The sequence below is a fragment of the Cellulomonas fengjieae genome, from assembly GCF_018388465.1.
GTDB classification, from domain to species: Bacteria; Actinomycetota; Actinomycetes; order Actinomycetales; family Cellulomonadaceae; genus Cellulomonas; species Cellulomonas fengjieae.
On record NZ_CP074404.1, the window covers coordinates 1,799,685 to 1,818,984 of the forward strand.

General features: G+C 70.2%; 16 protein-coding genes. 10 read left to right on the forward strand and 6 right to left on the reverse strand.

The window, feature by feature from the left end; all coding sequences use genetic code 11:
• Positions 1-128 precede the first annotated feature (128 nt).
• Entirely contained in the window at positions 129-1,430 is a 1,302-nt protein-coding gene (locus tag KG102_RS08350; RefSeq protein ID WP_208213549.1) for an ABC transporter substrate-binding protein, read from the forward strand.
• A gap of 125 nt (positions 1,431-1,555) precedes the next feature.
• On the opposite strand, the gene KG102_RS08355 is transcribed toward KG102_RS08350, so the two are convergent.
• From KG102_RS08355 to KG102_RS08370, 4 genes are read right to left on the reverse strand one after another with little or no spacing between them, the layout of a single operon-like run.
• Positions 1,556-2,341 (reverse strand): ABC transporter ATP-binding protein, encoded by a 786-nt coding sequence (locus tag KG102_RS08355; protein ID WP_208213548.1) that lies wholly within the window; start codon positions 2,339-2,341, stop codon positions 1,556-1,558.
• Positions 2,338-3,261 (reverse strand): ABC transporter ATP-binding protein, encoded by a 924-nt coding sequence (locus KG102_RS08360; RefSeq protein ID WP_208213547.1) that lies wholly within the window; start codon positions 3,259-3,261, stop codon positions 2,338-2,340. The genes KG102_RS08355 and KG102_RS08360 overlap by 4 nt, the downstream gene beginning before the upstream one ends.
• Complete coding sequence (locus KG102_RS08365; protein ID WP_208213546.1) at positions 3,251-4,237, reverse strand: branched-chain amino acid ABC transporter permease; 987 nt, start codon at positions 4,235-4,237, stop codon at positions 3,251-3,253. The genes KG102_RS08360 and KG102_RS08365 overlap by 11 nt, the downstream gene beginning before the upstream one ends.
• 9 nt (positions 4,238-4,246) lie before the next feature.
• The gene (locus KG102_RS08370; RefSeq protein ID WP_249667521.1) at positions 4,247-5,599 is read right to left on the reverse strand and encodes a branched-chain amino acid ABC transporter permease; all 1,353 of its coding nucleotides are present in this window, start codon (positions 5,597-5,599) and stop codon (positions 4,247-4,249) included.
• A gap of 327 nt (positions 5,600-5,926) precedes the next feature.
• On the opposite strand from KG102_RS08370, the gene KG102_RS08375 reads away from it, so the two are divergent.
• On the forward strand, positions 5,927-6,640 hold the full coding sequence (locus tag KG102_RS08375; protein WP_208213545.1) for a GNAT family N-acetyltransferase: 714 nt from the start codon (positions 5,927-5,929) through the stop codon (positions 6,638-6,640).
• Here the strand turns inward: KG102_RS08375 and KG102_RS08380 are convergent.
• On the reverse strand, positions 6,556-6,960 hold the full coding sequence (locus KG102_RS08380) for a PaaI family thioesterase (protein ID WP_208213544.1): 405 nt from the start codon (positions 6,958-6,960) through the stop codon (positions 6,556-6,558). The genes KG102_RS08375 and KG102_RS08380 overlap by 85 nt on opposite strands.
• Here KG102_RS08380 and polA point away from each other — a divergent pair.
• The 3 genes from polA (at position 6,959) to KG102_RS08395 (ending at position 11,880) form a co-directional block, all read left to right on the forward strand.
• The gene (polA, locus tag KG102_RS08385) at positions 6,959-9,718 is read left to right on the forward strand and encodes a DNA polymerase I (RefSeq protein WP_208290011.1); all 2,760 of its coding nucleotides are present in this window, start codon (positions 6,959-6,961) and stop codon (positions 9,716-9,718) included. The genes KG102_RS08380 and polA overlap by 2 nt on opposite strands.
• Before the next feature lie 144 nt (positions 9,719-9,862).
• Positions 9,863-10,213, forward strand: coding sequence for a DUF485 domain-containing protein (locus KG102_RS08390; protein WP_208213542.1), 351 nt, complete (start codon positions 9,863-9,865; stop codon positions 10,211-10,213).
• On the forward strand, positions 10,210-11,880 hold the full coding sequence (locus KG102_RS08395; RefSeq protein ID WP_208213541.1) for a solute symporter family protein: 1,671 nt from the start codon (positions 10,210-10,212) through the stop codon (positions 11,878-11,880). Before KG102_RS08390 ends, KG102_RS08395 begins: the two co-directional genes overlap by 4 nt.
• A 27-nt stretch (positions 11,881-11,907) precedes the next feature.
• Here the strand turns inward: KG102_RS08395 and KG102_RS08400 are convergent, their stop codons facing one another.
• On the reverse strand, positions 11,908-12,726 hold the full coding sequence (locus KG102_RS08400; RefSeq protein ID WP_213363051.1) for a class I SAM-dependent methyltransferase: 819 nt from the start codon (positions 12,724-12,726) through the stop codon (positions 11,908-11,910).
• A 102-nt stretch (positions 12,727-12,828) separates the two neighbouring features.
• Here KG102_RS08400 and KG102_RS08405 point away from each other — a divergent pair, with 102 nt between their 5' ends.
• The 5 genes from KG102_RS08405 (at position 12,829) to uvrB (ending at position 19,107) form a co-directional block, all read left to right on the forward strand.
• The gene (locus KG102_RS08405) at positions 12,829-13,854 is read left to right on the forward strand and encodes a 6-phosphofructokinase (protein WP_208213539.1); all 1,026 of its coding nucleotides are present in this window, start codon (positions 12,829-12,831) and stop codon (positions 13,852-13,854) included.
• A gap of 261 nt (positions 13,855-14,115) precedes the next feature.
• Complete coding sequence (rpsA, locus tag KG102_RS08410; protein ID WP_208213538.1) at positions 14,116-15,621, forward strand: 30S ribosomal protein S1; 1,506 nt, start codon at positions 14,116-14,118, stop codon at positions 15,619-15,621.
• A gap of 85 nt (positions 15,622-15,706) precedes the next feature.
• Positions 15,707-16,336 (forward strand): dephospho-CoA kinase, encoded by a 630-nt coding sequence (coaE, locus tag KG102_RS08415; RefSeq protein WP_208289993.1) that lies wholly within the window; start codon positions 15,707-15,709, stop codon positions 16,334-16,336.
• On the forward strand, positions 16,333-16,965 hold the full coding sequence (pcp, locus tag KG102_RS08420; RefSeq protein WP_208289992.1) for a pyroglutamyl-peptidase I: 633 nt from the start codon (positions 16,333-16,335) through the stop codon (positions 16,963-16,965). Before coaE ends, pcp begins: the two co-directional genes overlap by 4 nt.
• Before the next feature lie 36 nt (positions 16,966-17,001).
• On the forward strand, positions 17,002-19,107 hold the full coding sequence (gene uvrB, locus KG102_RS08425; protein WP_208213535.1) for an excinuclease ABC subunit UvrB: 2,106 nt from the start codon (positions 17,002-17,004) through the stop codon (positions 19,105-19,107).
• The last annotated feature ends 193 nt before the right edge of the window (positions 19,108-19,300 follow it).

Sequence of the window (19,300 nt, forward strand, 5' to 3'; positions counted from 1 at the left end):
CGGCAACAACCCGCCGTGAGACATCCCCATTCACATCGCGGACACAAACAATGAGTACCTTCGCGCCACACCTGCAGGATCCTCACCGGGGTTCCGCGGATCGCAGTACTCACAGAGGGGTACCAGGCATGATTCGTTCCACCCACGTAGTCCGCGCCGCCGCGCTCGCCGGCGCTGTCGCCCTCGCCCTGACCGCGTGCAGCGGATCGGACGAGCCGGCGGACGAGGACACCTCCGCCGCGCCCACCGCGTCAGGTCCGCTGAAGATCGGTTCCCTGCTGCCCGTCACGGGCAACCTCGCGTACCTCGGCCCGCCCGAGATCGCCGGCGTGGACCTGGCCGTCAAGGACATCAACGACGCCGGCGGTGTCAACGGTCAGCCGGTGACCGTCTCGCACAAGGACTCGGGCCCCACGTCCGACCTCGCGACGATCGGCACCCCGTCCGCCAAGGCGCTCATCGAGGAGGGTGTCCACGTCATCGTCGGCGCCGCGTCCTCGGGCCTGTCCCTCGGTGTCGTCGGTCCGATCACCGACGCGGAGATCGTGCAGATCTCGCCCGCCAACACGGCCGCGGACCTGTCCGGCATCAGCCCGTACTACTTCCGCACCGCTCCGCCGGACGAGGTCCAGGGCCAGGCCCTGGCGACGCAGATCATCGCCGACGGCCACAAGAACGTCGGGGTCCTCGTCTTCGACGACCCGTACGGCACCGGCCTTCGCGGCTTCGTCCAGAACAACCTGGAGCCCGCGGGCGTCAACGTGACGTACGGCGCCGAGGGTGCCGGTCAGGACTTCCCGCCCGAGCTGTCCGACTACTCCACCGAGGTGGGCGAGGTCCTCGCCACGAACCCCGACGCGATCGTGATCATCACGTTCGACGAGGTCCGCGTCATCGTCCCGCAGCTCGTCCAGGCCGGCTACGACATGTCGAACGTGTACCTCGTCGACGGCAACGTGGCCAGCTTCAAGCAGGACCCGGCGGACAGCTCGAAGTTCTTCTTCGACCCGGGCACGCTCGAGGGCGCGCAGGGCACCAACCCGGGCGCCAACCCGACGGACGAGTTCAAGGCCCGCCTCCTCGAGGTGAACCCCGGCCTGAAGGACTTCAACTACGGCCCCGAGTCGTACGACGCGACCATCCTTGCGGCCCTCGCGGCGGTCAAGGGCGGCGCGAACGACGGCCCGACCGTGCAGGAGAACATGGCGGCCGTCTCGGGCGCGACGGACGGCGAGGAGTGCGACACGTTCGCCGACTGCGTCGCCCTGCTCGAGGACGGCAAGGAGATCTTCTACCAGGCGGTCTCCGGCGTCGGCCCGTTCAACGACAACAACGACCCGTCGTCCGCGTACGTCGGCGTCTACAAGTACGACGCCGAGAACGTGCCCGTGTGGCAGAAGGCGGAGTTCGGCGAGGTCAAGGGCGAGTGACCCTGGTCTGACCTGCATGACAGGAGGCCCTGCAGCGGAGCGATCCGCTGCAGGGCCTTCGTCGTCGCCCGCCGGGCACGAGAGAGGCCCGGCCGGGCAGTCCGGCCGGGCCTCCTTCGCGGCCGTCAGTCGTCCGTGGCGATCTCGTCGGCGGCCAGGGTGCCCAGATACAGCTCGACCACCTTCGGGTCATGCATGAGCTCGCGACCGGTCGCCGTGTAGGCGTTGCGGCCCTGGTCGAGCACGTAGCCGCGGTCGCAGATCTGCAGGGCGCGGCGGGCGTTCTGCTCGACGATGATGATCGAGACGCCGGCCCGGTTGATCTTGCGGGTACGGATGAACGTCTCGTCCTGGCGCACGGGGGACAGGCCCGCGGAGGGCTCGTCGAGCAGGAGAACCTTCGGGTCCATCATCAGCGCGCGTCCCATCGCCACCATCTGGCGCTCACCGCCGGACAGCGACCCCGCTCGCTGCCCCCGGCGGTCCTTGAGGTTCGGGAACAGGTCGACGATGAAGTCGAGCCGCTCCGCGAACTTCCCGGGCTTGAGGTAGCCGCCCATCTGCAGGTTCTCCTCGACGGACAGCGAGGGGAAGACGTTGTTGTTCTGCGGGACGCAGCCGACCCCGCGGGCGACCAGGGTGTTGGCCTTGAGGTTGGTGATGTCCTCACCGCCCAGCGTCACGGAACCGGAGCGCACGTTGACGAGGCCGAAGATCGCCTTGAGCAGCGTGGACTTGCCCGCCCCGTTGGGACCGATGATCCCGACGAGCTCCCCGGGGTACAGGTCGAGGTTGCACCCGTTGAGGATGTTGACGCCGGGGATGTACCCGGCGACGAGCTCGTCGGCACGCAGCAACGGCTCCCCGCGGTCGACGGGGGCGGGTGCGGCGGCGGGGTCGGTGACGGTCATGACGTGGCCTCCTCGGCCTCGAGCTGCTCGAGCACACCCTCGGCCATGACGCTCTCGTCGCCGAGGTCCGTGTCGTGGTGGGCGCCCAGGTAGGCGTCGACGACCGCGGGGTTCTCCATCACGGCGGCCGGCGGGCCCTCGGCGACAATCTTTCCCTCGGCCATGACGATCACCCAGTCCGCGATGCGGCGGACCATCTGCATGTCGTGCTCCACGAACAGCACGGTGGTGCCCTCGTCGCGCACGGTCTGGATGTGGCCCAGCAGCGACTGCGTGAGCGCGGGGTTCACGCCCGCCATGGGCTCGTCGAGCATGACGAGCTCGGGGGTGGCCATGAGCGCGCGCGCCATCTCGAGGAGCTTGCGCTGGCCGCCGGACAGGGAGCCGGCGAAGTCGTCCCGCTTGGCGTCGAGCTTGAAGCGCGCCAGGAGCACCTCGGCCTGCGCCGTGATCTCCCGCTCGCGGGCGACCCACAGCGGCTTGACCAGGGAGGTGAAGAAGCCCTCGCCCGGCTGCTTGGTGGCGCCCAGCTGCATGTTCTGGAGGACCGTGAGCCGGGACAGGGCCTTGGTCAGCTGGAACGTGCGCACCATGCCTGCGCGGGCGACCCGGCCCGCGGGCACGCCGTTGAGCCGGCGCCCGTTGAACTCCCAGGTGCCGGAGTTCGGCCGGTCGAACCCGGTGAGCAGGTTGAACAGCGTGGTCTTGCCGGCGCCGTTGGGTCCGATGAGGGCGGTGATGGCGCCGCGCTGCACCTCGAGGTGCCGCACGTCGACCGCGGTCATGCCGCCGAACCGGCGCACGACGTCGTCGGCGACGATGATCGGGTCCGGCTTGGCGACGCCCGGCTCGGGAACGACACCCGCGAGCGCCTGCGCGGCGGTGGCCGCCGGGGGAGTGGGGGACGGCTCAGCGGACATCGAGCATCAGCTCCTTCTTGTCACCGAAGATGCCCTGCGGCCGGAAGATCACCAAGAGCATCAGCGTGATGCCCACCAGGATGCCCGCCAGCGGTTCGAGCTGCTCGGGCTGCATGACCGACGGCGGCAGCAGGTCACGCATCACCGTCTTGATGAGCATCAGCGCGACGAAGAAGATCATGGAGCCGATCACGGGCCCCCACAGCGTCGCGGCGCCGCCGAGCAGCAGGATCGTCCAGATGAAGAACGTCATCGACCGGCCCATCGCGTCGGGCTGGACGCTGGCCGGCATCACGAACAGGATGCCCGCGAACCCCGCCATCGCGCCGCCGAGCACGAGCGCCTGCATCTTGTAGCCGTAGACGCTCTTGCCCAGCGACCGCACGGCGTCCTCGTCCTCGCGGATGCCCTTGAGCACCCGGCCCCACGGGCTCGACATGAGACGCCAGACCAGCAGCACGGCTAGCAGGACCACGCCCCACGCGACGATGCGGGTCCACCAGCCGTCGCCGACGTTGTTGGAGTAGGAGAACGGCCCGAGCGCGGTCCGCCCGTCCGGCAGCACCGACAGCTCCAGGAAGCCCTGGTTGAACCTGCTGGCGGGGATCCCGGCGGCGCCGTTGGTCACGTCCGAGAGCACCGACGACCGGCCGGTCAGGCGGACGATCTCCGCCGCGGAGATCGTGACGATCGCGAGGTAGTCGCCGCGCAGCTTCAGTGTCGGTATGCCGAGGATCAGCGCGAAGATCACCGAGCACCCCACCCCGACCAGGGCGGACAGTGCGAAGCCGTGCTCGGCCTGGGCCGTGGCTGCGAAGCCGTAGGCGCCGACGAGCATGAAGCCCGCCTGCCCCATGTTGAGCAGCCCGGTGAAGCCGAAGTGGATGTTGAGGCCGATCGCGGCGAGCGCGTAGGCGGCCGTCGTGGGGGCGATCAGCTCGCCCGCGGTGAGGGACAGCAGGTCCGACCAGTTCATGGGAGTCTCCTAGCCGATCCGCTCGGCGCGGCCGAGGATGCCTTGAGGTCTGACGAGCAGGACGAGGATCAGGATCAGCAGTGCGACGGCGAACTTCAGGCTCGACGGCAGCCACAGCGTCGACATCTCCACGACGACACCGATGATGAGCGAGCCGATGAGCGCGCCGTAGGCGGTGCCCAGCCCGCCGAGGGTGACCGCCGCGAACATCAGCAGCAGCATCTGCAGGCCCAGGTCCCACGAAGCACCGTTGAAGGCGAGCGCCAGCAGCGCGCCGCCCAGGCCGGCGAGGCCGGTGGCGAGGATCCACACCAGGCGGATGATCTTGTCCACGTCGATGCCGGAGGCCGCGGCGAGCGCCGGGTTGTCCGAGATGGCGCGCGTCGCGCGACCCGTCCGGGTGCGCTGCAGGAAGAGCGCGACGCCGACGAGGACGACGGTGGCGCAGCCCATCGCGATGTACGACGGGATCGACAGCCGGATCGGCCCCACGCTCCAGGCCTTGGCGATGGACGGCAGGACCTGCAGGGTGCTGCCGCCGAACTGGAACTGGAAGAGGTACTGCAGGGCGAGCGACAACCCGATGGTGACGATCATGAGCTGGACGAGGCCGACTCTTCGCCGTCGCAGGGGTCTCCACAGGACGATGTCCTGGAGCCAGCCGCTCAGGGCGGACAGGATCACCGCGGCGAGGACCGACAGGACGATCGGCCAGTGCAGCTGGATCGAGAACACGAACGTCAGCAGCGCACCGAGCGTGACCTGCTCGCCGTGCGAGAAGCTCGACAGGCCGGTGGTCCCGTAGATCAGGGACAGGCCGACCGCCGCGAGCGCCAGGATCAGTCCGTACCGGATGCCGAGGGCGAACTGCTGGAGCAGCCGGGTGGGGGTGACCGTGCCGGTGGCGGACGTGCTGCCGCCCGCGTTCGGGGTGGCGTCGAGCACGAGGTTGAAGTCGACCGTCGACGACGCGCCCGCCACGGCCAGCTTCTCGACCGGGTTCTCCGCCGTGTCCGCGAGGGCGGCCGTCGTCGGGAGGGTCGACTCGTCGAGCTCGACGGTGTAGCGCGCCCGCTCGGGGATGGCCACCGACCAGGTGCCGTTGGCCGCGGTGGTCGTCTCCTCCTCGAAACCGTCGTCGTCGGTCACGGTGATGGTCACGCCCTCGACCGGGCCGGCGCTGTTCTGCAGCGTGCCTCCGATGCAGCCCGTGTCCGCGTTGGCGACGCACGCGGCCGGTGCGGCCGCGAACGCCGGGCCGGACTGCAGGCCGATCACCGCGACGAGCGCGGCCGCCAGCATGCCGAAGGCGATCAGCAGTCGAGTTCTGCGGGGCCTGTCCGTCGTCGCGACATGCGGCACGGTGGGTCTCCGTCCAGGTTCAGGGGGCCGAGCTCTCGTACGGTCCGACGTCGTCGTCGAGCTGCGCGACGCCTGCCGTGTGGCAGGACGATAGGCACGGATTGTGTCCTGTTCGTTTCGCCATGGCGAGTCACTGGGCGCCGCGGATCTGCGCGTGTCGGTGTTTATGGTCAGTTGTCCATGATCTGAGGCACCCGGAACGCTTCGCCCCATGGGACGACTAGGCATTCTGGAGCCGCTGCGTCATGATCGGGGGCGGCGCCGTCGTGGGCAGAGGTGGCGTCGCCTGACAGGATCCCCCTCGTCCCGTCTGGAGGTACCACTGCCGTGCGACTCGGAGTGCAGGTCCGTCAAGCCGAACCCGGTGACCTGGAGAGTCTCGTCGCGCTCTGCCTCACCGCACGCGGTGAGGCAGCGGTCGGCTCACAGCTGTGCACGGACGACGCCGACCGGCTGCGCGACCAGCTCGGAGCGCTGCTCGCTGTGCCGGGCGGTCGCGTGCTGGTTGCGCTGCTCGACGACGAGCCCGCGGGCCTCCTGCTGGCTCGCGTGGTCGGGCCGGGCCCGTTCACCGATCTGGTGAGCCTCGACATCGAGGCCGTCTACGTGTTGCCCGCCGCCCGACGTCGCGGGCTCGGTCACGCCCTGCTGGTCGCTGCGGCGGCGGTGGCCGACGAGGCCGGTGCCACCGAGCTGTACTCCTCGCCGCTGCCGGGCGCGCGCGGCATGCAGCGGTTCCTGGCGCGGCTCGGCTTCGCGCCCGCGGCCTCGCACCGTGCGGTCACCACCGCGACCCTGCAGCGCAAGCTCGCTCACGAGCACGCGCACGTGGGCAGCGGTACGGTCCGACGTCCGGGCTCGCGCAGCCTCGAGGACCTCATCGCCCGTCGGCGCCAGGTTCGTGCGGCACGCCAGCCCGCGGAGGATCAGGTGTCCTCGCGGGTGTCCGGTGCCGCTCAGTCCCGTGCGTCGATCACCATGCAGGTCAACCGCGCCGTGCAGAGCGGCCGCCCGTCCTCGTCCTCGACCACGACCTGGTAGCTCGCGAGCGTCCGGCCCAGGTGCAGTGCGGTCGCCGTGCCGGTCACCAGGCCGGAGCGGGTCGAGCGGTGGTGCGTCGCGTTGAGCTCGATGCCGACCGCCGCCCTGCCCTCGCCCGCGTGCGCGGCGGCGGCGTAGGAGCCGAGCGTCTCGGCCAGCACCGCCGACGCGCCGCCGTGCAGCAGGCCGTACGGCTGGGTGTTGCCGGCCACGGGCATGGTGCCGACGGCGCGCTGCGCGGAGACCTCGATCACCTCGATACCCATGCGTTCGATGAGGGTTGCGGGGAACGGGTGGGCGGGGGCGGTCGTGTCGGACATGGCAGATAGGTTGGCACCCGTGAGCGACGCACTGCCAGCGGTTCCGCCGGCCACCCCCGGAACGCCTGCCCGACTTCTCCTGATCGACGGTCACTCGATGGCCTACCGGGCGTTCTTCGCGCTCCCGGTGGACAAGTTCGCGACCTCGGCCGGCGAACCCACCAACGCGGTGTTCGGGTTCTTCTCGATGATCGCGAACCTCCTGCGCGACGAGCAGCCCACGCACGTCGCGGTCGCGTTCGACGCGGGGCGGACCACGTTCCGCACGGAGGTGTACGAGGCCTACAAGGGGAACCGCAACGCCACTCCGGCGCCGTTCAAGGGACAGGTCGCGGTGATCGAGCGGGTCCTGGAGACCATGCACATCCCGTCGCTGACCAAGCCGCAGTTCGAGGCCGACGACATCCTGGCCACGCTGTCGGTCCAGGCACGCGCGCAGGGGATGCAGGTCCTCATCTGCACCGGCGACCGCGATGCCTTCCAGCTGGTCAACGAGGACGTCACCGTGCTGTACCCCGTGAAGGGCGTCTCGGAGCTCGCGCGGATGACGCCGGCCGCCGTCGAGGCCAAGTACGGGCTGCCGCCGGAGCGCTACCCGGACCTGGCCGCGCTCGTCGGGGAGTCCAGCGACAACCTGCCGGGCATCCCCGGCGTCGGACCGAAGACCGCCGCGAAGTGGATCCAGCAGTTCGACGGGCTCGAGGGGATCCTGGCGGCCGCCGACAAGGTGCCCGGCAAGGCGGGGGAGTCGCTGCGCGAGAACCTCGAGCAGGTGCGGCTGAACCGCCAGCTCAACGCCCTGATCACGGATCTGGAGCTGCCCCTGGGCCCGGAGGACCTCGCGGTGCGGCCGTGGGACCGGGCGGCGCTGCACGCGATCCTGGAGGAGCTCGAGTTCCGCGCGATCCGCGACCGGCTCTTCGCGATGCTCCCCGACGAGAGCGGCACCGGTCCGGACATCGTCGAGGCGGCCCAGATCGACCACACGGTCCTCGGCGCCGGCGAGCTGGGCGCGTGGCTCGAGGCGCGCGCGGGGCGTCCGCTCGGGATCGACGTGCGGGGCTCCGGGGCGCCGGCGAACGGTGACGCGTGGGGGATCGCGCTCGCCGGCCCCGACGGTCAGGCCGCGTCGTTCGACCTGGCCGAGATCCTGCCGCCCGACGAGTCGGCACTGGCGGCGTGGCTCGCGGACCCAGCGGCACCGAAGATCGTGCACGCGTCCAAGGAGGCGTGGCACGCGCTCGTCGGGCGCGGCCTGCCCATCGCCGGGGTCGTGTTCGACACGGAGCTCGCGGCCTACCTGTGCCAGCCCGACCGCCGGGCCTACGACCTGACCGACCTGGCCATCGGGTACCTCCACCGGGAGCTGGGCGCGGACGAGGCTGCGAGCAGCGGCCAGGGTGCCCTGGACCTCGAGCTGGACGGCACGGACGAGGGCCGGCGCGCAGCCGTGCGTGCCGCGGCGGTCCGTGACCTCGCGGACGTGCTCGGTGGCGAGCTCGCCGACCGGGGCGCCACGGACCTGCTGGAGAACCTCGAGCTGCCGCTGGTCGACGTGCTGGCACGCATGGAGCGCACCGGCATCGCGATCGACTCCGACTACCTGTCCGGTCTCGAGAAGTCGTTCGACGCCCAGGTGCAGAACGCCGCCGCCGAGGCGTACGCGGTCATCGGCCGCGAGGTCAACCTCGGCTCGCCCAAGCAGCTCCAAGAGGTGCTGTTCGACCAGCTGGGCATGCCGAAGACCAAGAGGATCAAGACGGGCTACACCACGGACGCGGCCGCGCTCACGGATCTGTTCGCCCGTACCCAGCACCCGTTCCTCGAGCACCTGCTCGCCCACCGGGACGCCATCCGGCTGCGTCAGACGGTCGAGGGGCTCCTGCGCTCCGTCGCGACCGACGGGCGGATCCACACCACGTTCCAGCAGACGATCGCCGCGACGGGGCGGCTGTCCTCGGTGGACCCGAACCTGCAGAACATCCCGATCCGCACCGAGGCCGGGCGCCAGATCCGTCGCGCTTTCGTGGTCGGCGATGGCTACGAGACCCTGCTGACCGCCGACTACTCCCAGATCGAGATGCGCATCATGGCGCACTTGTCGGGTGACGAGGGGCTCATCGAGGCGTTCCGCTCGGGCGAAGACCTGCACAGCTACGTCGGCTCGCGCGTGTTCGGCGTGCCCACCGACGAGGTCACGCCGGCGATGCGCTCCAAGATCAAGGCCATGAGCTACGGCCTGGCGTACGGGTTGTCGTCGTACGGGCTCTCCCAGCAGCTCTCGATCGAGGTGTCCGAGGCCGCCGCGCTGATGCAGGACTACTTCTCACGCTTCGGCGGGGTGCGCGACTACCTCACGGGGGTCGTCGACGTGGCACGCCAGACGGGCTACACGGCCACGATCCTGGGGCGCCGTCGCTACCTGCCCGACCTGACCAGCGACAACCGCCAGCGCCGCGACATGGCCGAGCGGATGGCGCTCAACGCGCCCATCCAGGGCAGCGCGGCGGACCTCATCAAGGTGGCCATGCTCGGCGTGGACCGGGAGCTGACCCGCCGGGGTCTCGGGTCGCGCCTGCTCCTGCAGGTGCACGACGAGCTGGTGCTCGAGGTGGCCCCGGGGGAGCGGGACGAGGTCGAGGCGCTGGTGCGTGAGCAGATGGGCGCGGCGGGGGACGCAGCCAAGGACGGTCCGCTCGACGTCCCGCTGGACGTCACGGTCGGCGTGGGAGGGTCCTGGCACGACGCCGCGCACTGACGGCGGCTCGTCGCTCGAACGTGCGGATTCCTGAGATTTCGCCAACTTGGTCGTAAGTATCGGGTGCATTTTTGGGTGATCTACGCCACAGTGTGCGGCACACAGTGGCGACGGAGCCGCTGACGTCCCTCCCGGGAGGCGCTGGTGTCCGACACTTTCTCAGCAAGCGAGACCGACTACCAACGGGTGCAGAACAGCGACGAGTTCCAGGCGCTCAAGCGCCGGTTCCGTCGGTTCGTCTTCCCCATGACGGCACTCTTTCTCGCCTGGTACTTCCTGTACGTGCTGCTCGCGGACTACGCCCACGACTTCATGTCCACCAAGGTCTGGGGGAACGTCAACGTCGGCCTGCTGCTGGGCCTGGGGCAGTTCGTGTCGACGTTCGCCATCACGATGATCTATGCGCGGTGGGCCAACAACAAGCAGGACCCGGTGGCAGAGCGCCTCCGCCTGCACATCGAGAACGGTGACTCGCTGGACGGTGGGGCCGCATGAGCGCCTCCCTGACCTCGACCCTGACCGCGGCGCTCCGCACGGCGGAGACCGAGGACATCGGCAACCCGTTGGTCAACATCGCCATCTTCGGCGCGTTCGTCGCCATCACCCTCGTGATCGTCTTCCGCGCCTCCCGCAACAACAAGACGGCCGCCGACTACTACGCGGCCGGTCGCTCGTTCACCGGCCCGCAGAACGGCACGGCCATCGCGGGCGACTACCTGTCGGCCGCGTCGTTCCTCGGCATCTGCGGCGCCATCGCGATCAACGGGTACGACGGCTTCCTCTACTCGATCGGCTTCCTCGTCGCGTGGCTCGTCGCGCTGCTGCTGGTGGCCGAGCTCCTCCGGAACACCGGCCGGTTCACCATGGCCGACGTCCTGTCGTTCCGGCTCAAGCAGCGGCCCGTCCGCATGGCCGCCGCGCTGGCCACGCTGACCGTCGTCTTCTTCTACCTGCTGGCCCAGATGGCCGGCGCGGGTGGGCTCGTCGCGCTGCTCCTGGGCGTGGAGAGCACGGCAGCCCAGGGTCTGGTCATCGCCGTCGTCGGCGCGCTGATGATCCTCTACGTCCTGGTCGGCGGCATGAAGGGCACCACCTGGGTGCAGATCATCAAGGCGGTGCTGCTCATCGCCGGCGCCGCGGTCATGACGCTGTGGGTGCTGGCGCAGTTCGGCTTCAACTTCTCGGACCTGCTGCAGGGTGCCATCGACATGGCGGGGGAGGGCGGCGAGGCCGTCATCGAGCCCGGCAAGCAGTACGGCGTCAGCGCGATGAGCCAGCTGAACTTCCTGTCGCTCGCGCTCGCGCTGGTGCTCGGGACGGCCGGCCTGCCGCACGTCCTGATGCGCTTCTACACGGTGCCGACCGCCAAGGAGGCGCGGCGCTCGGTCGTGTGGGCGATCTGGCTGATCGGCATCTTCTACCTGTTCACCCTGGTGCTCGGCTACGGCGCGGCAGCGCTGGTCGGTCCGGACACCATCAAGGCGGCACCGGGCGGCGTGAACTCCGCGGCGCCGCTGCTCGCGTACGAGCTCGGCGGCACGATCCTGCTGGGCATCATCTCGGCGGTCGCGTTCGCGACGATCCTCGCCGTGGTGGCCGGTCTGACGATCACGGCGGCGGCGTCGTTCGCGCACGACATCTACGCGTCGGTGATCAAGCACGGTGAGGTCAAGCCCGACGGCGAGGTCCGGGTCGCCCGGATCACGGTGGTGGTCATTGGGATCCTGGCGATCATCGGCGGCATCTTCGCCAACGGCCAGAACGTGGCGTTCCTGGTGGCGCTGGCCTTCGCGGTCGCCGCCAGCGCCAACCTGCCGACGATCCTCTACTCGCTGTTCTGGAAGAGGTTCAACACGTCGGGTGCGCTGTGGAGCATGTACGGCGGCCTCATCTCGTGCATCGTGCTCATCGCGTTCTCACCGGTCGTGTCGGGCAAGGTCGACCCGGTCACGGGGGCGAGCCTGTCGATGATCCGGGACACGAACGTCGACTTCGCCCTGATCCCGCTGGAGAACCCGGGGCTCATCTCCATCCCCCTCGCGTTCCTCCTGGGCATCGTCGGCACGTATCTCAGCAAGGACAAGAGCAGCCCCGAGAAGTACGCGGAGATGGAGGTCCGGTCGCTGACCGGCGCCGGCTCCGAGAAGGCGACGGTGCACTAGCCGGCGCTCGTACCTGGCGCGGCCGCCCTACGCGGGCGGCCGCGCCAGGTGCGTCACGAAGATGGCGGTCCCGGGCAGTCGGGCCCCGCGGACGGGCCCCCACCCACCCCACGTGCGGTCGTGCCCGGCGGGCCACTCGGGCTCCACGAGCCGGTCGAGCACGAAGCCCGCGGCCGCCAGCTCGCCCACGTGGTCGCCCAGCGTCCGGTGGTACTCGGCGTACAGGACAGCGCCGGACTCGCCGACCTCGGCGTAGGGCGTGCGGTCGAAGTACGACCGGGTCGCGGTGAGTCCGGCCACGCCGGGGTCGTCGGGGAACGCCCACCGGATCGGGTGCGTCACGGAGAACACCCACCGCCCGCCGGGTCGCAGCACGCGTGCCACCTCGGCGTGCACGCGCTCGGCGTCGGGCACGAACGGCAGCGCCCCGAACGCGGTGAAGGCGACGTCGAACGCGCCGCCGGCGAACGGCAGGGCGCGCGCGTCCGCCTGGACGAGGGGGGTCGTCCGCCCGACCTGGGCGTCGTAGCGGTCGGCCGCGGCCAGCATCCCCCCGGAGACGTCGGTCGCGACGACGTCGACGCCTTCCCCGACCAGCCAGCGCGAGCACTGCGCCGCGCCGGCGCCGACCTCCAGCACCCGGGCACCGGTCAGGTCGCCCAGCAGGTGGGCGTCCTGCTCGCGCAGCCCTTCGGGGCACCAGCAGAAGTCGGCCGGCCCGAGGAACGTCCCGTGCTCGTCCAGGTACTCGTCCGCGTTGGCGTCCCACCACCCGCGGCTCGCCGTCCCGCCCTGCTCGGACGGGACGTCGAGGTAGCCGGCCTCGGCCAGCGGGTCGTCGGTCATGGGACCAGTGTCAGGGTTCGGCACCGGTGAGCGCGGTTACGCTGGCAGGACGGCGGCCCGAAGACGTGCTCCGACAGATGTCCCCGTGATGAAGGAGTGCTCGTGCGAGTCGGTCTGCTGACGGGCGGCGGTGACGTTCCCGGCCTCAACGCCGCGATCCGCGCCGTGGTCAAGCGTGGCGAGGGGGAGTACGGCCACACCATCACCGGCTTCCGCAACGGGTGGCGTGGCGTGGTGGACGGGATCAGCGTCCCCCTCGGCCGCGAGCACATCCGCAACCAGCTCGCCGTGGGCGGAACCCTCCTCGGTACCGCGCGCTACCACCCGCACGCGGACGACGGCGGCCTCGACGCGGTGCTGTCCACGCTCGAGTCGGAGAGGATCGAGGCGCTCATCTGCATCGGCGGCGACGGCACCCTGCACGCCGCCAGCAAGGTGGCCGAGGCGGGTGTCCGGATCGTGGCCATCCCGAAGACGATCGACAACGACGTCTGGGGGACCGACCAGTCGATCGGCTTCGACACCGCGGTGGCCATCGCCACCGAGGCGATCGACCGCATCCACACCACCGCGGAGAGCCACAACCGCGTGATGATCGTCGAGGTCATGGGCCGGCACGCGGGCTGGATCGCCGCCACGTCCGGCATCGCCGGGGGCGCCGAGCTCGTGCTGGTCCCCGAGGCGCCGTTCGACATCGACAAGATCGAGAAGTTCCTCAAGCACCGGCACCGTGCGCACGCGAGGTTCTCGATCATCGTGGTCGCCGAGGGCGCGATCCCTGCCGCCGGCACCTCGATGGACTACGAGACGCCGATGGGCAAGTTCGGCGACATCGTCGCGGGCGCCATCGGCGAACGGCTCAAGATCGAGATCGAGAAGCGCACGGGCTTCGACACGCGGGTCGTCGTGCTCGGGCACGTGCAGCGCGGTGGCATCCCGACGCACGTCGACCGCATCCTCGGCTCGCGGTTCGGCGTCGCCGCGATCGACGCCGCCAGCGCGGGGCAGTCGAACGTGATGACCGCGCTGCGCGGCGAGCACGTGGAGATGATCCCGCTCAGCGACGTGGCCGGGAAGGTCAAGTACGTCCCGGACGAGCTGCTCTCCGTGGCGCGCGCGCTGGCCTGAGTCGCTTTGACCGGTCCACCGTCCCGCCGATAGGGTGGACGGCGGTGCCGCGCGCCTTGTTGCGTCGGCGATACCCACGCGTACTGCTCGTACGTGGTCGGCCTCCGTGCCGGCCGGGGGCGTCCCAACGGTTCGTGGTCACCGCTGTGCACTCGCGTGCACATCTCTTCACCGCACGCGTCTTGCATGCTCGTCACCGTGCCGCCGGCACACACGTCCAGTCCGTACAACTTCCCTGTCCGCATCGGAGCCCATCCCTACATGAGCATCACCACCCCCGCGAAGCCCGCCACCCCGCAGGTCGCGATCAACGACATCGGCTCGGCCGAGGACTTCCTCGCCGCGATCGACGCCACCATCAAGTACTTCAACGATGGCGACATCGTCGAGGGCACCATCGTCAAGGTCGACCGCGACGAGGTCCTTCTCGACATCGGTTACAAGACCGAGGGCGTCATCCCCTCCCGTGAGCTGTCCATCAAGCACGACGTGGACCCCGGTGAGGTCGTCAAGGTCGGCGACGTGGTCGAGGCCCTGGTCCTCCAGAAGGAGGACAAGGAAGGCCGGCTGATCCTGTCCAAGAAGCGCGCACAGTACGAGCGCGCCTGGGGCACGATCGAGAAGATCAAGGAGGAGGACGGCGTCGTCACCGGCACCGTCATCGAGGTCGTCAAGGGCGGCCTCATCCTCGACATCGGGCTGCGCGGCTTCCTGCCCGCGTCGCTGGTGGAGATGCGTCGTGTCCGCGACCTCCAGCCGTACGTCGGCAAGGAGATCGAGGCGAAGATCATCGAGCTCGACAAGAACCGCAACAACGTGGTCCTGTCGCGCCGTGCGTGGCTCGAGCAGACGCAGTCCGAGGTCCGCTCCACCTTCCTGCAGACGCTGCAGAAGGGCCAGGTCCGCCCCGGTGTCGTGTCCTCGATCGTCAACTTCGGTGCCTTCGTGGACCTGGGTGGCGTGGACGGGCTCGTGCACGTCTCGGAACTGTCCTGGAAGCACATCGACCACCCGTCCGAGGTCGTCGAGGTGGGCCAGGAGGTCACCGTCGAGGTTCTCGACGTCGACTTCGACCGCGAGCGTGTCTCCCTGTCGCTGAAGGCGACGCAGGAGGACCCGTGGCAGGCCTTCGCCCGGACGCACGCCATCGGCCAGGTCGTCCCGGGCAAGGTCACCAAGCTGGTCCCGTTCGGTGCGTTCGTGCGCGTCGAGGACGGCATCGAGGGCCTGGTGCACATCTCGGAGCTGGCCGTGCGCCACGTCGAGATCCCGGAGCAGGTCGTCCAGGTGGGCGACGACGTCTTCGTCAAGGTCATCGACATCGACCTCGAGCGTCGCCGCATCTCGCTGTCGCTGAAGCAGGCGAACGAGGGCTTCGACCCGGCCAGCGAGGACTTCGACCCCGCGCTGTACGGCATGGCGGCCGAGTACGACGAGGCCGGCAACTACAAGTACCCCGAGGGCTTCGACCCGGCCACGAACGAGTGGCTCGAGGGCTTCGAGGCGCAGCGCGAGGTGTGGGAGGCGCAGTACGCGCAGGCCCACGAGCGCTGGGAGGCGCACCGCAAGCAGGTCGCCGACGCCGCGAAGGCCGACGCGGAGGCCGCCAGCGGCGCCGCCGAGGGTGCGACGTCCTCGTCCTCGTCGTCGAGCTCGTCCGCCGGCCCGGTGCCGTCGACGTACTCGTCGTCCACCGAGGAGGCCGCGGGCACGCTCGCGTCCGACGAGGCGCTCGCCGCTCTGCGCGAGAAGCTCACGGGCAACTGATCCACGCCTGACGTCCGAAGGCCGGTCACCCCTCGCGGGTGGCCGGCCTTCGGCGTCCCCGGCCACGAGAGGGCAGGATGGACGGATGCAACGCATCGGTCTGACAGGCGGGATCGCGGCCGGCAAGTCCGTCGCGGCACGGCGACTGGCTGAGCTCGGGGCGGTCGTGATCGACTCCGACGTCCTGGCGCGGGAGGCCGTGACGCCGGGCTCCGCGGGGCTGGACGCCGTGGTCGAGGAGTTCGGGCCGTCGGTGCTGACGCCCGACGGGTCGCTGGACCGGGCCGCGCTCGCGTCCGTCGTGTTCACGGACCCGGCCGCCCGCGCCCGGCTCGACGCGATCGTCCACCCCATCGTCCGACGGCTCTCGGCGGAGCGGGAGGCCGCCTCCGCGGTGGCCGACCCCGGGGCCGTCGTGGTGCACGACATCCCGCTCCTGGTGGAGACGGGACAGGCCGACGCCTTCCACGTGCTCGTCGTGGTGCACGCGCCGGCGGTCCTGCGTGTCGAGCGCCTGGTCCGGCTGCGCGGCATGGACCGGGCGGCCGCCGAGGCGCGCGTCGCCGCGCAGGCGAGCGACGACGAGCGGCTCGCGGTCGCCGACGTGGTGCTCGACGGTGCCGGCAGCGACGAGAACCTCCGGGCGCAGGTGGACGTCCTGTGGGACCGCCTCGCGGCGGAGCGGGCCGACGAGCTCGCCGCGGAGAAGCCGTGACCCGTGTCCTGCTGACGGGCTTCGGCCCGTTCGACGGCCAGTCGGTCAACGCCTCGTGGCTCGCCGTGCGGGAGGTGGCCGAGCGCTGGTCCGGCCCGGAGCTCGTCGTGCGGGAGCTGCCCGTGTCGTTCCGCGGGGCGCGTCAGGCGCTCCGGGTGGCGGTCGCCGAGGTGGAGCCCGACCTGGTCGTGTGCGTCGGCGAGGCGGGCGGGAGGACCGCCGTCGGGATCGAGCGCATCGCGGTGAACGTGATCGACGCCCGGATCCCCGACGCGGACGGTTCGGCGCCCGTGGACGTCCCGGTGATCGCCGGGGCCCCTGCGGCGTTCTTCTCCACGCTGCCGGTCAAGGCGTGCGCCGCGGCGGTGCGCGAGGCGGGCGTCCCGGTAGAGGTGTCCAACACGGCAGGGCTGTACGTCTGCAACGCGACGTTCTACGCGCTCCAGCACCTGCTGGCCGGCGGGCCGGTGCGGAGCGGCTTCGTGCACGTGCCCCGCACGCCCGGCCAGGTGGAGGAGGGGGCACCGTCGATGGGCACCGCCGAGGCGGCCACGGCCGTGCACGCCGTCCTGCAGGCGGCGCTCACGACCACCACGGACCTGCGGGTGTCGGCCGGCACACTGGCCTGAACCACGCGTGTCGGTGGTGCCACGTACGGTGGATGCATGCGTCCTGTCACCGACCTCCAGCGGACCGTCGCGCCCTTCGAGGTCATCTCCGAGTACACGCCATCGGGTGACCAGCCGAAGGCGATCAAGGAGCTGACGGCACGGATCAAGGCGGGCGAGAAGGACGTCGTCCTGCTCGGCGCCACCGGGACCGGCAAGTCGGCGACGACGGCCTGGCTCATCGAGCAGGTGCAGCGGCCGACGCTCGTCATGGCGCCCAACAAGACGCTGGCGGCGCAGCTGGCCACCGAGTTCCGGGAGCTGCTGCCCAACAACGCGGTCGAGTACTTCGTGTCGTACTACGACTACTACCAGCCCGAGGCGTACATCGCGCAGACGGACACCTACATCGAGAAGGACTCGTCGATCAACGACGAGGTCGAGCGGCTGCGGCACTCCGCCACCAGCTCGCTGCTGACCCGCCGGGACGTCATCGTCGTCGCCTCGGTGAGCTGCATCTACGGTCTGGGGACACCGCAGGAGTACGTCGACCGCATGGTGACGCTGTCGGTCGGGGACCAGGTGGACCGCGACCAGCTGCTGCGCAAGTTCGTGACCATGCAGTACACGCGCAACGACATGGCGTTCACGCGCGGGACCTTCCGCGTCCGCGGTGACACGGTCGAGATCATCCCGGTGTACGAGGAGCTCGCCATCCGGATCGAGTTCTTCGGCGACGAGATCGAGGCGATCGCCACGCTGCACCCGCTCACGGGCGACGTGGTGCACTCCGAGCAGCAGATGCACATCTTCCCCGCCACGCACTACGTCGCCGGTCCGGAGCGGATGGAGCGCGCGATCAAGGGGATCGAGCTGGAGCTGGAGGACCGCCTGGCCGAGCTGGAGCGGCAGAACAAGCTGCTCGAGGCCCAGCGCCTGCGTATGCGGACCACCTACGACATCGAGATGATGCGCCAGATCGGCTCCTGCTCCGGCATCGAGAACTACTCGCGGCACATCGACGGCCGCGCACCGGGGACCGCGCCGAACACGTTGATCGACTACTTCCCCGAGGACTTCCTGCTCGTCATCGACGAGTCGCACGTGACGGTTCCCCAGATCGGCGCGATGTTCGAGGGGGACATGTCCCGCAAGCGCGCGCTGGTCGACCACGGGTTCCGCCTGCCGAGCGCCACGGACAACCGTCCGCTGCGCTGGGAGGAGTTCGTCGAGCGGATCGGTCAGACGGTGTACCTGTCCGCGACCCCGGGCAACTACGAGATGTCCATCTCCGACGGTGTGGTGGAGCAGATCATCCGGCCGACCGGGCTGGTCGACCCGCAGGTCGTGGTGAAGCCGACCACGGGCCAGATCGACGACCTGCTGGGCGAGATCCACGACCGGGTCGCCAAGGACGAGCGCGTCCTGGTCACCACGCTGACCAAGAAGATGGCCGAGGACCTCACGGACTACTTCCTGGAGAAGGGCGTGCGCGTCCGCTACCTGCACTCGGAGGTGGACACGCTGCGCCGCGTGGAGCTGCTGCGCGAGCTGCGGATGGGGGAGTACGACGTCCTGGTCGGCATCAACCTGCTGCGTGAGGGCCTCGACCTGCCGGAGGTGTCGCTCGTCGCCATCCTCGACGCCGACAAGGAGGGCTTCCTGCGCTCCGGCCGTTCGCTCATCCAGACCATCGGTCGTGCCGCTCGCAACGTGTCCGGCGAGGTCCACATGTACGCCGACCGGATCACCGACGGGATGGCGCAGGCCATCGAGGAGACCGCGCGGCGCCGGGAGAAGCAGGTCGCGTACAACCTCGAGCACGGCATCGACCCGACGCCGCTGCGCAAGAAGATCGGTGACATCACGGACCTCCTGGCGCGCGAGGACGCCGACACCGCGGAGCTGCTCGGCGGCGCTGGCCGGCAGACCAGCCGCGGCAAGGCGCCGGTGCCGGGGTTCGGGTCGAAGGGTGCACCTCGCGACGAGCGCACCCGGCTGACCGGTGCCGCCGCGAGCGAGCTCGCAGACCTCATCCAGCAGCTGTCGGACCAGATGCACGCGGCCGCGGCCGAGCTGCAGTTCGAGCTGGCGGCGCGGCTGCGCGACGAGATCTCCGGCCTGAAGAAGGAGCTGCGCCAGATGCAGGCCGCCACGGCCTGAGACGTGCCGGCTGTGGACGCGTCACGCGCCGGACACATGCGTGCCTTATGCTGGCCCGCGTTGAAGGGGAGTACCCCACACACGATCCCGTCGTCATCACGGACCCGCTAGTGCGGTGCCCGGCGCGGTCGGTCCGCAGCGGTTGGTGACGCGGGCGGGGGAGACCTTCGGTACCGAAGCACATCTCGTACCG

Coding starts and splice junctions, on each gene's coding strand:
- KG102_RS08350 (WP_208213549.1), top strand. CDS start 129: ATGATTCGTTCCACCCACGTAGTCCGCGCCGCCGCGCTCGCCGGCGCT.
- KG102_RS08355 (WP_208213548.1), bottom strand. CDS start 2,341: ATGACCGTCACCGACCCCGCCGCCGCACCCGCCCCCGTCGACCGCGGG.
- KG102_RS08360 (WP_208213547.1), bottom strand. CDS start 3,261: ATGTCCGCTGAGCCGTCCCCCACTCCCCCGGCGGCCACCGCCGCGCAG.
- KG102_RS08365 (WP_208213546.1), bottom strand. CDS start 4,237: ATGAACTGGTCGGACCTGCTGTCCCTCACCGCGGGCGAGCTGATCGCC.
- polA (WP_208290011.1), top strand. CDS start 6,959: ATGGCAGATAGGTTGGCACCCGTGAGCGACGCACTGCCAGCGGTTCCG.
- KG102_RS08380 (WP_208213544.1), bottom strand. CDS start 6,960: ATGTCCGACACGACCGCCCCCGCCCACCCGTTCCCCGCAACCCTCATC.
- KG102_RS08395 (WP_208213541.1), top strand. CDS start 10,210: ATGAGCGCCTCCCTGACCTCGACCCTGACCGCGGCGCTCCGCACGGCG.
- KG102_RS08400 (WP_213363051.1), bottom strand. CDS start 12,726: ATGACCGACGACCCGCTGGCCGAGGCCGGCTACCTCGACGTCCCGTCC.
- rpsA (WP_208213538.1), top strand. CDS start 14,116: ATGAGCATCACCACCCCCGCGAAGCCCGCCACCCCGCAGGTCGCGATC.
- coaE (WP_208289993.1), top strand. CDS start 15,707: ATGCAACGCATCGGTCTGACAGGCGGGATCGCGGCCGGCAAGTCCGTC.
- uvrB (WP_208213535.1), top strand. CDS start 17,002: ATGCGTCCTGTCACCGACCTCCAGCGGACCGTCGCGCCCTTCGAGGTC.